10 protein-coding genes are annotated in these 12,346 nt (G+C 67.7%); 6 read left to right on the forward strand and 4 right to left on the reverse strand.

Features of this window, described 5'->3' with window-relative positions:
* The 6 genes from recG to ubiA form a co-directional block, all read left to right on the forward strand.
* Positions 1-2,164, forward strand: a 2,164-nt coding sequence (gene recG / locus G3O06_RS42640) for an ATP-dependent DNA helicase RecG (RefSeq protein WP_241020528.1), incomplete at its 5' end; no start/stop codon positions are given.
* Positions 2,165-2,289: 125 nt separating this feature from the next.
* Positions 2,290-3,249, forward strand: coding sequence for a hydrogen peroxide-inducible genes activator (locus G3O06_RS42645; RefSeq protein ID WP_174913439.1), 960 nt, complete (start codon positions 2,290-2,292; stop codon positions 3,247-3,249).
* A gap of 642 nt (positions 3,250-3,891) precedes the next feature.
* Positions 3,892-6,078, forward strand: a complete 2,187-nt coding sequence (gene katG, locus G3O06_RS42650) for a catalase/peroxidase HPI (RefSeq protein WP_205819657.1) — start codon at positions 3,892-3,894, stop codon at positions 6,076-6,078.
* A gap of 102 nt (positions 6,079-6,180) precedes the next feature.
* Positions 6,181-6,321, forward strand: coding sequence for a hypothetical protein (locus tag G3O06_RS42655; protein ID WP_174999944.1), 141 nt, complete (start codon positions 6,181-6,183; stop codon positions 6,319-6,321).
* Between the two features lie 120 nt (positions 6,322-6,441).
* Complete coding sequence (locus G3O06_RS42660) at positions 6,442-6,930, forward strand: Dps family protein (protein ID WP_205819658.1); 489 nt, start codon at positions 6,442-6,444, stop codon at positions 6,928-6,930.
* Between the two features lie 253 nt (positions 6,931-7,183).
* Positions 7,184-8,047 carry a 4-hydroxybenzoate octaprenyltransferase gene (gene ubiA, locus G3O06_RS42665; RefSeq protein ID WP_205819659.1) on the forward strand — a complete coding sequence of 288 codons (864 nt, stop codon included), beginning with the start codon at positions 7,184-7,186 and terminating at the stop codon, positions 8,045-8,047.
* A gap of 162 nt (positions 8,048-8,209) precedes the next feature.
* On the opposite strand, the gene proC is transcribed toward ubiA, so the two are convergent.
* The 4 genes from proC to glcE all read right to left on the reverse strand — a co-directional run bounded on the left by proC (position 8,210) and on the right by glcE (position 12,226).
* On the reverse strand, positions 8,210-9,022 hold the full coding sequence (gene proC, locus G3O06_RS42670) for a pyrroline-5-carboxylate reductase (protein WP_174968360.1): 813 nt from the start codon (positions 9,020-9,022) through the stop codon (positions 8,210-8,212).
* A gap of 51 nt (positions 9,023-9,073) precedes the next feature.
* A complete protein-coding gene (locus G3O06_RS42675) occupies positions 9,074-9,772 on the reverse strand; it encodes a YggS family pyridoxal phosphate-dependent enzyme (RefSeq protein ID WP_174913530.1) in 699 nt (232 codons plus the stop codon).
* Positions 9,773-9,903: 131 nt separating this feature from the next.
* On the reverse strand, positions 9,904-11,130 hold the full coding sequence (gene glcF, locus G3O06_RS42680; protein ID WP_205819661.1) for a glycolate oxidase subunit GlcF: 1,227 nt from the start codon (positions 11,128-11,130) through the stop codon (positions 9,904-9,906).
* 7 nt (positions 11,131-11,137) lie between these two features.
* Positions 11,138-12,226, reverse strand: a complete 1,089-nt coding sequence (glcE, locus tag G3O06_RS42685) for a glycolate oxidase subunit GlcE (RefSeq protein ID WP_174968363.1) — start codon at positions 12,224-12,226, stop codon at positions 11,138-11,140.
* Positions 12,227-12,346: the final 120 nt, after the last annotated feature.

The following is a 12,346-nucleotide window of genomic DNA, read 5'->3' on the forward strand; positions in this document are numbered from 1 at the left end:
AGCTGCCGCGGCGCCCGATGCCGATGTCGACGGCGCCGCGGCGAGCGACGCAGCGGGCGCGGCCGGCGCGAAGCGCAAGAAGAAGCCGGCCGCCGACAAGCCCGTGAAGACCGTCGACAAGCTCGCGAAGCTCGGCCTCACGCGCTCGATCGATCTGGTGCTGCATTTGCCGATGCGCTACGAGGACGAAACCACGCTCACGCCGATCGGCGAGCTGCTGCCGGGCGGCATCGCGCAGGCCGAAGGCGTCGTGTTCGACAACGAGGTCGCATACCGGCCGCGCCGCCAACTGGTCGTGAAGATCCAGGACGACGATGGCGAGCACCTCGTGCTGCGCTTCCTGAATTTCTACGGCTCGCAGGTCAAGCAGATGGCCGTCGGCCAGCGCCTGCGCGTGCGCGGCGACGTGCGCGGCGGCTTCTTCGGGATGGAGATGGTGCATCCGGCGGTGCGCGTCGTCGAAGCCGATGCGCCGCTGCCGCAGGTGCTCACGCCCGTCTATCCGAGCACGGCCGGCGTGTCGCAGGCCTATCTGCGCAAGGCGATCGAGAACGCGGTCGAGCGCACGCCGCTGCCCGAGCTGCTGCCGCCCGAGATCCAGCGCGACTACCTGTTGCCGCTCGACGTGCCGACGCTCGAGCAGGCCGTGCGCATCCTGCACCACCCGCGCGTCGATTCCGACGAAGCCGCGCTGATGGACGGCTCGCATCCGGCGTGGACGCGCATCAAGTTCGAGGAGCTGCTCGCGCAGCAGCTGTCGCTCAAGCGCGCGCACGAGGAGCGCCGCACGCGCGCGGCGCCCGCGATGCCGCGCCTCACCGCGAGCGACGCCGGTGCGCTGACGACGCGGCTCTACGCGGCGCTGCCGTTCACGCTGACGGGCGCGCAGGCGCGCGTCGTCGACGAAATCGCGAGCGACCTGACGCTCGCGCACCCGATGCAGCGCCTGCTGCAGGGCGACGTCGGCAGCGGCAAGACGGTCGTCGCGGCACTGGCCGCCACGCAGGCGATCGACGCTGGCTACCAGGCCGCGCTGATGGCGCCCACGGAAATCCTCGCGGAACAGCACGCGCGCAAGCTGCGCGCATGGCTCGAGCCGCTCGGCGTCACGGTCGCGTGGCTCGCGGGCAGCCTGAAGGCGAAGGAGAAGCGCGCGGCGATCGAGGCGGCCGCGCTCGGCACCGCGCAGCTCGTGATCGGTACGCACGCGATCATCCAGGACACGGTCGAATTCGCGCGGCTCGGCCTCGTGATCGTCGACGAACAGCACCGCTTCGGCGTCGAGCAGCGGCTCGCGCTGCGTGCCAAGGCCGCGAACGCGGCCAACGGCGCGCGCGACTTCCAGCCGCACCAGCTGATGATGTCGGCCACGCCGATTCCGCGCACGCTCGCGATGACGTACTACGCGGATCTCGAAGTCTCGACGATCGACGAGCTGCCGCCGGGCCGCACGCCCGTGCTGACGCGCCTCGTCGGCGATGCGCGGCGCGAGGAGGTGATCGCCCGCGTGCGCGAGGCCGCGCTGACCGGGCGCCAGGTGTACTGGGTGTGCCCGCTGATCGAGGAGAGCGAGACGCTGCAGCTGCAGACGGCCGTCGAGACTTACGAGACGCTGGCCACCGCGCTCCCGGAGCTGAAGGTCGGGCTCGTGCACGGGCGGCTGTCGCCGGCCGACAAGGCGGCCGTGATGGAAGCGTTCACGCGCAACGACGTGCAGCTGCTCGTCGCGACGACCGTGATCGAGGTCGGCGTCGACGTGCCGAACGCGTCGCTGATGGTGATCGAGCACGCGGAACGCTTCGGCCTCGCGCAGCTGCACCAGCTGCGTGGCCGGGTCGGGCGCGGCACCGCGGCGTCGGTGTGCGTGCTGCTGTACACGGGGCCGCTGTCGCTCACAGGCCGCGAGCGGCTGAAGACGATGCGCGAGACGACCGACGGCTTCGAGATCGCACGGCGCGACCTCGAGATCCGCGGCCCCGGCGAATTCCTCGGCGCACGCCAGTCGGGCGCGGCGATGCTGCGCTTTGCGAACCTCGAGACCGACGGCTGGCTGATCGATCCGGCCCGCGAAGCCGCGACGCGGCTGATTGCCGCGTATCCCGAGATCGTCACGCAGCATCTCGCGCGCTGGCTCGGCGCGCGGGAGCAGTATCTGAAGGCCTGATCCGCGGGTCGGGGCCGGATTTGAAACCGCCGTTTGAAGCATTCCGATGCAGAGAAACTTGGCGAACCGGTGCCACAGGGTGTATAAATTAAACCTATCGCCTGTATATCTCTGATTGACCCACAATGACGCTGACTGAATTGAAATACATCGTCGCGGTCGCGCGCGAACGGCATTTCGGCCGCGCGGCCGAAGCATGCTTCGTGAGCCAGCCGACGCTGTCGGTGGCGATCAAGAAGCTCGAAGACGAGCTCAACGTGCAGATTTTCGAACGCGGCGCGAGCGAAGTGAGCGTGACGCCGATCGGTGACCAGATCGTCACGCAGGCGCAGCGCGTGCTCGAGCAGACTTTCGCGATCAAGGAGATCGCGAAGCAGGGCAAGGACCCGCTGGTCGGCCCGTTCCGCCTCGGCGTGATCTACACGATCGGGCCCTACCTGCTGCCGACGCTCGTCAAGCAGATGATCCAGCGTGTCCCGCAGATGCCGCTGATGCTGCAGGAAAACTACACGCTGAAGCTGCTCGAACTGCTGAAGCAGGGCGAGATCGACGCCGCGATCATGGCGCTGCCGTTTCCGGAAACCGGCCTGATGGTGCGCCCGCTGTACGACGAACCGTTCGTCGTCGCGCTGCCGGCCGGCCATCCGTGGGAGAAGCGCGAGGAAATCGACGCCGAGGATCTCAAGCAGGAAACCATGCTGCTGCTCGGCAACGGCCACTGCTTCCGCGATCACGTGCTCGGCGTGTGCCCGGAACTGATGCGCTTCTCGCAGACCGCCGACGGCATCCAGAAGACCTTCGAGGGCTCGTCGCTCGAGACGATCCGCCACATGGTCGCAAGCGGCGTCGGCATCACGGTGCTGCCGCGGATGTCGGTCGCCGAGGTCGGCCCGCGCGCGAACGGCCCCGACGCCGAACTGCTGTCGTACGTGCCGTTCAACGAGCCGGTGCCCGACCGCCGCGTGGTGCTCGTGTGGCGCAAGAGCTTCACCCGGATGCCCGCGATCGACGCGATCAGCGACGCGATTGCCGCGTGCGACCTGCCGGGCGTCGCGAAGCTCGACATGCCGGCGACGATGAACTGAGCACGCTGCGCACGCGCGTGTGGCAGTACGATGAACGGGGTCTTGCGGCCCCGTTTATTTTTCTCTATCGCATAGATGAAATTTATCAAATTCAAATAAACGATAGTTGTAGATAAAATCCTCTACATGGATCGGCGTCGTGTCGACGGCTGGTCCGCACGTTGAATGCAAGCGCCAAAGGAGGATGTCATGATGCGGTCGGTATTGCAGCACGCGCAGCGGAACATCCCGTCGCGCGACGCGGTCGTACATCGCGCCAGGGCGGCGGTTCGCAGCCTGCGTCCGATTGCATTCGCGTATCTGGCGGACCGTGTGTATGGTGGCTGAACGCCGCCGCGCGCCGGTTCAGTGTTCCCCCGATTCCCCCGCCGTCAAGCCATGAGGGAGCATCGCATGTCCGAAAGCTGGAATACCGCCCGTAGCGCCGGCACGACGCCTGCCGGTAGCCGGTTCCCCGAGCGTCCCGCCTGCGGCACATCGCGGCGGGCGCGCGCGTCACAGGCCACGCACGACATCCCGTAGTACGACAGGAGGACCAACCTGTTCCGTTTCCCATCCCCGCAATGACACTCCACCCACCGCGCCCGGCATGCCGCCGGAGCAAACGGATGGAGTCATACGAGCAAGCCAAGGAGAAATCGCATGTCGAACGAAACGAAGTGCCCGTTCAACCACACCGCTGGTGGCGGCACGACGAACAAGGACTGGTGGCCGAATCAGCTTAACCTGAACATCCTGCACCGGCATTCGGCGCTGTCCGATCCGATGGACAAGGATTTCGACTACGCCGAAGCGTTCAAGAAGCTGGACCTTGAGGCGGTGAAGAAGGACCTGCACGCGCTGATGACGACGTCGCAGGACTGGTGGCCGGCCGACTTCGGCCACTATGGCGGCCTGTTCATCCGCATGGCCTGGCACAGCGCCGGCACGTACCGTACGGCCGACGGCCGCGGCGGCGCGGGCGGCGGGCAGCAGCGCTTTGCGCCGCTCAACAGCTGGCCGGACAACGTGAGCCTCGACAAGGCGCGCCGGCTGGTGTGGCCGATCAAGCAGAAGTACGGCCGCAACATCTCGTGGGCCGACCTGCTGATCCTGACCGGCAACGTCGCGCTCGAATCGATGGGCTTCAAGACCTTCGGCTATGCCGGCGGCCGTGTCGATACGTGGGAACCGGACGACGTCTACTGGGGTTCGGAAAAGATCTGGCTGGAACTGAGCGGCGGCCCGAACAGCCGTTACTCGGGCAAGCGCGACCTCGAAAGCCCGCTCGCCGCGGTGCAGATGGGCCTCATCTACGTGAACCCGGAAGGCCCGGACGGCAACCCCGACCCGGTCGCCGCCGCGCATGACATCCGCGAAACGTTCGCACGCATGGCGATGAACGACGAAGAGACGGTCGCGCTGATCGCGGGCGGCCACACGTTCGGCAAGACGCACGGCGCCGGTCCGGCCTCGAACGTCGGCGCCGAGCCGGAAGCTGCAGGCCTCGAGCAGCAGGGTCTCGGCTGGAAGAGCACGTTCGGCACGGGCAAGGGCAAGGATGCCATCACGAGCGGCCTGGAAGTCACGTGGACGTCGACGCCGACGCAGTGGAGCAACGACTTCTTCAAGCACCTGTTCAGCTATGAGTGGGAGCTCACGAAGAGCCCGGCCGGCGCGCACCAGTGGGTCGCGAAGGACGCCGGCGACGTGATTCCGGATGCATTCGACGCGTCGAAGAAGCATCGCCCGACGATGCTGACGACCGACCTGTCGCTGCGTTTCGATCCGGCCTACGAGAAGATTTCGCGCCGCTTCTACGACAACCCGGCTGAGTTCGCCGACGCGTTCGCGCGCGCCTGGTTCAAGCTCACGCACCGCGACATGGGCCCGCGTGCCCGCTATCTCGGCCCGGACGTGCCGGCCGAGCATCTGCTGTGGCAGGACCCGATTCCGGCCGTCGACCACAAATTGATCGACGACGCCGACGTCGCGGCGCTGAAGGCGAAGGTGCTTGCATCGGGCCTGTCGGTGTCGCAGCTCGTGTCGACCGCATGGGCGTCGGCTGCGACGTTCCGTGGTTCGGACAAGCGCGGCGGCGCGAACGGTGCGCGTATCCGCCTGGCGCCGCAGAAGGACTGGGAAGTGAACCGTCCGGCTGAACTCGCGAAGGTGCTCGCGACGCTCGAAGGCGTGCAGAAGGCGTTCAACGACGCGCAGACGGGCGGCAAGAAAGTGTCGCTCGCCGACCTGATCGTGCTGGCCGGTGCGGCCGGCGTCGAGCAGGCAGCGAAGAACGCGGGCGTCGTGGTGACGGTGCCGTTCGCGCCGGGCCGTGCGGATGCGTCGCAGGAAGAGACCGACATCGAAGCGATGGCCGTGCTCGAGCCGGTCGCGGATGGCTTCCGCAACTTCCTGAAGCACGCATACAAGACGCCGGCCGAGGCGCTGCTGGTCGACAAGGCGCAACTGCTGACGCTGAGCGCGCCCGAGATGACGGTGCTCGTCGGTGGCCTGCGTGTGCTCGGTGCGAACGCCGGCGATGCGAAGCAGGGCGTGTTCACCGACCGTCCGGAAGCGCTGACGAACGACTTCTTCGTGAACCTGCTCGACATGGGCACGGAATGGAAGCCGGTGTCGGCCGCGAACGACGTGTTCGAAGGGCGCGATCGTGCGACGGGCCAGGTCAAGTGGACCGGCTCGCGCGTCGACCTGATCTTCGGTTCGCATGCGCAACTGCGTGCGTTGGCCGAGGTGTACGGCAGCGCGGATGCGAAGGAGAAGTTCGCGCGCGATTTCGTCGCGGCCTGGAACAAGGTGATGAACCTCGACCGCTTCGACCTCGCGTAAGCGTCACCGTGCAGTAGTGCGGTGATGCCGTAACGGGAAACGGCCGGTCGCCCGACCGGCCGTTTTTTTCAGACCCTGAGTTTCGTTGAAGGAGTGACGATCATGACGCAAATGATGCTGAACATGCGCGCCGCACTGGCGTCGCCGGCCGAGATCGCGCGGTACGTAGTCGGATTCGCGATCGTCATCGGCGGTGCGGCCGAGCTGGCGTCGGCGGCGCTGCACGCGATTACGGCCGCCTGAACGCGGCGTTTCACGCGCCACGCGTAGTGGCGAGACGTGTATGCGGGTAGTGCGGTATCAATAGGCAGGTAGCCCGATTCGTTTTCATTGCTCGGGTTCATTGAATAAGGAGTCCGGAACATGACCAGGAAGACTCACGCTGCCCAGATCAACATCGGCATCAGCGACAAGGACCGCAGGAAGATCGCGGAAGGCCTGTCGCGCCTGCTCGCCGATACGTTCACGCTGTACCTGAAGACCCACAATTTCCACTGGAACGTCACGGGCCGGATGTTCAACACGCTGCACCTGATGTTCGAGGCGCAGTACAACGAACTGTGGCTCGCGGTCGATTCGGTTGCCGAACGCATTCGTACGCTCGGCGTCGTCGCGCCGGGTACCTTCGGCGATTTCGCGAAACTGTCGTCGGTGCCGGAAGCGAACGGCGTGCCGGCGGCCGAAGACATGATTCGCCAGCTCGTCGAAGGGCACGAGGCCGTCGTGCGTACCGCGCGCGCGATCTTCCCGCTTGCCGATGCGGCGAGCGACGAGCCGACCGCGGATCTGCTGACGCAGCGCCTGCAAATTCATGAAAAAACCGCGTGGATGCTGCGGTCGTTGCTCGCGTAGGTGCGCAACGCGCGGCAGGCTGGCGGAAGCCCGCGCACGCGGCTCCGGCCCTGATTGATCCGCGCGCATCGGGCCGAGCCCGGGCCGGTGCACCGGTTCTGTCCCTTGATTGACGTATCGCCCGACCTGGCCATGTGCAGCGGGCGCTCATAGCGCGCTGGCATCCGGCCGCGACCGGCCACGGGCCGCGCCGACATGACGCGAAGCACCGCTCGGCTCTAAAATGCCGGGGTTATCTTCCCGGTGCTTCGCCATGCTTGCCCGCTTTCCCCTGTATCTGCGGCTCGTCCGGATGGACAAGCCGATCGGCAGCCTGCTGCTGCTGTGGCCGACGCTCAACGCGCTGTGGATCGCGTCCGACGGCCATCCGCGCTGGCCGCTGCTCGTGATCTTCTCGCTCGGCACGCTGCTGATGCGCTCGGCCGGCTGCGCGATGAACGACTACGCGGACCGCGACTTCGACCGCCACGTGAAGCGCACGGCCGACCGGCCGCTGACGTCGGGCAAGATCCGCGCGTGGGAAGCCATCGCGATCGCGGTCGGGCTCGCATTCATCTCGTTCCTGCTGATCCTGCCGCTCAACACGCTGACGAAGCAGTTGTCCGTCGTCGCGCTGTTCGTCGCGGGCTCGTATCCGTTCATGAAGCGCTTCTTCGCGATTCCGCAGGCGTATCTCGGCATCGCGTTCGGCTTCGGCATCCCGATGGCGTTCGCGGCCGTGCAGGACACGGTGCCGACGATCGCGTGGGTGATGCTGGCCGCGAACATTTTCTGGTCGGTCGCGTACGATACCGAATACGCGATGGTCGATCGCGACGACGACATCAAGATCGGCATCCGCACGTCCGCGCTGACGTTCGGTCGCTTCGACGTCGCAGCCGTGATGCTGTGCTACGCGGTGACGCTCGGCATCTACGTGTGGATCGGCGTGACGCTCGGCTTCAGCCTCGCGTACTGGGCTGGCTGGGCGGCGGCGGTCGGCTGCGCGCTGTATCACTACACGCTGATCAAGGACCGTGAGCGGATGCCGTGCTTCGCAGCGTTCCGGCACAACAACTGGCTCGGCGGCGTGCTGTTCGCCGGGATCGCCGTGCATTACCTGCTGGCAGGGAGCTGAGTTTCTCGATCTGTCCACCGCCGGCGGTATGCCGTGCGGAACGCGGCACCAACAAAAAAGCGGCCTGAGCCGCTTTTTTGTTGTTCGTGCAAATCGGCGTAACGGGGCGGGGCGCCCGGCGTGTGTAGCGCAGCGAGCGCCGGGCCGGCACCGCGGATGCGCTTACGCGCGGCCGAGCTCGTCGCCCATTTCCTTTGCGCGCGCTTCGGCCGCGAGTGCACCGCGCACGATCGCATCCTTCACGCCTTGCGCGTCGAACGACGCGAGCGCGGCGGCCGTCGTGCCGCCCTTCGACGTCACGCGCTCGCGCAGCACGCTCGCCGGCTCGCCCGATTGCGCGGCGAGTTGCGCGGCGCCCGTGAACGTCGCGACCGCGAGCGCGCGGCCCTGTTCGTCGTTCATGCCGAGCTGGCGCGCGGCTTCCTGCAGCGCTTCGATGAAATAGAACACGTAGGCCGGGCCGCTGCCCGAGATCGCGGTGACGGCGTCGAGCTTCGATTCGTCGTCGAACCATACGATCTCGCCGACCGCGCCGAGCACGTTCGACGCGAGTTCGCGTCCCGCCGCGTCGACACCCGGCAGCGCGGCGAGGCCCGTCACGCCCATGCCGACGAGCGCGGGCGTGTTCGGCATCGTGCGCACGATACGTGCGTAGTCGCCGAGCCAGCGCGCGAGGTCGCTGCCGCGGATGCCGGCCGCGATGCTGATCACGAGCTGCGTCTTCAGGTGCGGCGCGAGCGCCTGCGCGACGTCCTTCAGCACCTGCGGCTTCACCGCGAGCACGATCGCGTCGTAGTCGGCGAGCGTCGCGTCGATGGCGGCGCCGGTGCGCACGCCGAACTGCTGGGCGGCGCGCGCGCGCACCTCTTCGTTGACGTCGATGGCATACAGGCCGTCAGCGGCAACGCCGCGCTTGATCAGGCCGCCGATCAGGGCCGCGGCCATGTTGCCGCCGCCGATGAATGCGATTTTCATGATGTCCGATTGAGCAAGTGAGTGAACGGTAGGGCGGAAAGGGCGCGGCGCTCAGTGCGAGTAATCGCGTGCGCCGAAGATCGCAGTGCCGACGCGCACGATCGTCGCGCCTTCGAGCACGGCCGCGTCGAGATCGGCGGACATGCCCATCGACAACGTGTCGAGCGGCAGGCCATCGGCGCGCAACGTGTCGAACAGTGCGCGCAGCGCACGATGCGGCGCGCGTTGCGCTTCGGTGTCGCCGGCCGGTTCGGGAATCGCCATCAGGCCGCGCAGCCGCAGCGACGGCAGCGCGGCGACCGCACGCGCGACCTCGGCCACGTCGGCCGGCGCAACGCCGCTCTTCGACGCCTCGCCGCTGATGTTCACCTGCACGCACACGTTGAGCGGCGGCAGGTGCGCGGGGCGCTGTTCCGACAGGCGCTGCGCGATCTTCAGCCGGTCGACCGAATGGACCCAGTCGAAGCGCTCGGCAACCGGGCGCGTCTTGTTCGATTGCAGCGGCCCGATGAAATGCCATTCGAGGTTTGCACGCAGGTCGGCGAGCGCGTCGATCTTGTCGATCGATTCCTGCACGTAGTTCTCGCCGAATGCACGCTGCCCGGCCGCATGCGCGGCGCGCACGTCGTCGGCGGGAAACGTCTTCGAGACGGCAAGCAGCGACACGGTGGCGGGATCGCGGCCGGCCGCGCGGGCGGCGTCGGCGATGCGGCGATGAACGGATTCGAGGCGGGCGGCGAGATCGGACATGACGGGCACGAAAGCAGGCACGGAAGCAGGCATGTAGCGGATGCGCCGCGGCACGCGATGCATCGATCCGCCCATTATACGGACGCCGCGCGCGAGGCCCAGCGTCCATCCGTCATTCGCATGAACGGGCCCTAGCCGTACAGCAGGTGCTCGACGAGCTGGATCCAGTGGGCGACCGGAATCTGCGTGCCGCTCTGCAGGTGCGCGATGCAGCCGATGTTGCCGGAGACGATCATCTGCGGCTCGAGCGCCTGCAGCTTCAGCAGCTTCTGCTTGCGCAACCGGTACGACAGCGACGGCTGCGTCAGCGAATAGGTGCCGGCCGACCCGCAGCACAGATGGCTGTCGGCCGGCAGCCGCACGTCGATGCCGAGCGTCTCGAGCAGGCGTTCGACCTTGCCGCGCGACTGCTGGCCGTGCTGCAGCGTGCACGGCGGGTGGTACGCGACCGTATGGATCGCGCGGCGCCGCGCGAGCGTCGCGAGCTCGGCCTCGAACGCGAGCAGCACGTCGGAGATGTCGCGCGTGAGCGACACGATGCGCTGCGCCTTCTCCGCGTAGGCCGGGTCATCGCGCAGCAGGTGCGCGTATTCGAGCACCGTCGCGCCGCAGCCCGACGCATTCATCACGATCGCCTCGATGCCCTGTTCGACATGGGGCCACCACGCGTCGATGTTGCGGCGCGCGTCGTCGAGCGCTTCGTCGTGGTAATTCAGGTGCAGGCGGATCGCGCCGCAGCAGCCTGCATCGGGCGCGACGATCGTCTCGATGCCGAGCGCGTCCAGCACGCGCGCGGTCGCGATGTTGATGTTCGGCAGCATCGACGGCTGCACGCAGCCGCCGAGCATCAGCATCTTGCGCGTATGGGTGTGGTGCGGCCATTCGAGCAGCCGCGTGCGCGGCGGCACCTTGTCGCGCAGCCGCTTCGGCAGCAGCGGACGCACGTGCTGGCCGAGCCGCATCACCGGCGAGAACAGCGCGGCGTTCGGCACGAAGCTCGCGAGCAGGCGGCGCACGAGGCGCTGTTGCACGGGGCGCTGCACCTGCGCCTCGACGTGCTTGCGGCCGATCTCGACGAGCCGGCCGTACTGGACGCCGGACGGGCAGGTCGTCTCGCAGCTGCGGCACGTGAGGCAGCGGTCGAGGTGCTGCTGCGTGCTGCGCGTGACGGGCGCCCCTTCGACCATCTGCTTGATCAGGTAGATACGGCCGCGTGGGCCGTCGAGTTCGTCGCCGAGCAACTGGTAGGTCGGGCAGGTCGCGGTACAGAACCCGCAATGCACGCACTTGCGCAATATCGCGTCGGCCTCGTCGCCGTCGGGCGTATTGCGGATGAAATCGGCGAGGTTCGTTTGCATCGATCCCTCAGAGATCAGGGTAGAGCCGGCCGCGGTTGAAGATGCGCGCGGGATCGAACGCGGCCTTCAGCCCGCGGTGGATTTTCATCATCGGGGCGGGGAGCGGCGTGAACACGCCCGCGCTGCGGTCGTACGCGTCGCCCGCGCGGAACAGCGTCGCGTGGCCGCCGGCCTGCTTCGCGCTCATCCGCACGGTCTGCGCATCGGCGTCGGTGATCCACCAGCGCTGCGCGCCACCCCATTCCATCAGCTGGGTGCCGGGCAGGTGCATCGGTTCGGTGATCGACGGCAGCGCGAGGCGCCACAGCGCATAGCCGGGCGGGATGCCGTTGAAGAACGGGTCGGTATGCTCGCGCAGGCCGGCCCAGAAGCGCTCGGCCTCGACCGCGTCGACGACTTCGCCGCCGAGCAGCGTCTTCGCGGATTTCACGGCCGCTTCGGCACCCGACAGGCGCAGCACGAGCGTGCCGTTGCGCCAGCCGCTCGCGCTGACGGGCAGCGGATGGCCGCCCCATTCGTTGAGCTTGCGCACTGCATCGGTCGCGGTCATCTCGAACTTCAGCGTGACTTCGGCGACGGGCATCGGCAGCACCTTGATCGACAGGTCGAGCATCAGCCCGAGCGTGCCGAGCGCACCGGCCATCAGCCGCGACACGTCGTAGCCGGCGACGTTCTTCACGACCTGGCCGCCGAAGCGCAGCATTTCGCCGCGGCCGTTCATCAGCGTGACGCCGAGCACGAAATCGCGCGGCGCGCCGCAGGTGGCGCGCCGCGGCCCCGCGAGGCCGGCCGCGACGCAGCCGCCGACGGTGGCCGTGCGGCCGAAGTGCGGCGGCTCGAACGGCAGCATCTGGCCGCACTCGGCGAGGACGGTTTCAAGCTGCGCGAGCGGCGTGCCCGCGCGGACCGTGACGACGAGTTCGGCCGGGTCGTACGACACGACACCCTGAAACCCGCGGGTATCGAGTATTTCGCCCTCGAGCGCCTGGCCGTACCAGTCCTTGGTGCCCCCGCCGCGAATCCGCAGCGGCCGGCCGTCGGCGCTGGCTGCGCGGACGCGTTCGGCCCATCCGGAGACGATGTCGTCCTCTTCCATGTTCTGTTGCTGCCTCGACTTGTTGTTCGGTCGATTGTACCGGGGTGGCGCGATTCCACATCGCGACTATCCCTAAGCCCGGTATTGCAGACCGCATGCCTGCGCCGCCGCGCGAACGGG

This window comes from Burkholderia sp. Ac-20345 (assembly GCF_017104825.1).
Taxonomy (GTDB): domain Bacteria; phylum Pseudomonadota; class Gammaproteobacteria; order Burkholderiales; family Burkholderiaceae; genus Burkholderia; species Burkholderia lata_B.

Coding starts and splice junctions, on each gene's coding strand:
- proC (WP_174968360.1), bottom strand. CDS start 9,022: ATGAAAATCGCATTCATCGGCGGCGGCAACATGGCCGCGGCCCTGATC.
- katG (WP_205819657.1), top strand. CDS start 3,892: ATGTCGAACGAAACGAAGTGCCCGTTCAACCACACCGCTGGTGGCGGC.
- ubiA (WP_205819659.1), top strand. CDS start 7,184: ATGCTTGCCCGCTTTCCCCTGTATCTGCGGCTCGTCCGGATGGACAAG.
- G3O06_RS42645 (WP_174913439.1), top strand. CDS start 2,290: ATGACGCTGACTGAATTGAAATACATCGTCGCGGTCGCGCGCGAACGG.
- G3O06_RS42660 (WP_205819658.1), top strand. CDS start 6,442: ATGACCAGGAAGACTCACGCTGCCCAGATCAACATCGGCATCAGCGAC.
- glcE (WP_174968363.1), bottom strand. CDS start 12,226: ATGGAAGAGGACGACATCGTCTCCGGATGGGCCGAACGCGTCCGCGCA.
- G3O06_RS42655 (WP_174999944.1), top strand. CDS start 6,181: ATGACGCAAATGATGCTGAACATGCGCGCCGCACTGGCGTCGCCGGCC.
- G3O06_RS42675 (WP_174913530.1), bottom strand. CDS start 9,772: ATGTCCGATCTCGCCGCCCGCCTCGAATCCGTTCATCGCCGCATCGCC.
- glcF (WP_205819661.1), bottom strand. CDS start 11,130: ATGCAAACGAACCTCGCCGATTTCATCCGCAATACGCCCGACGGCGAC.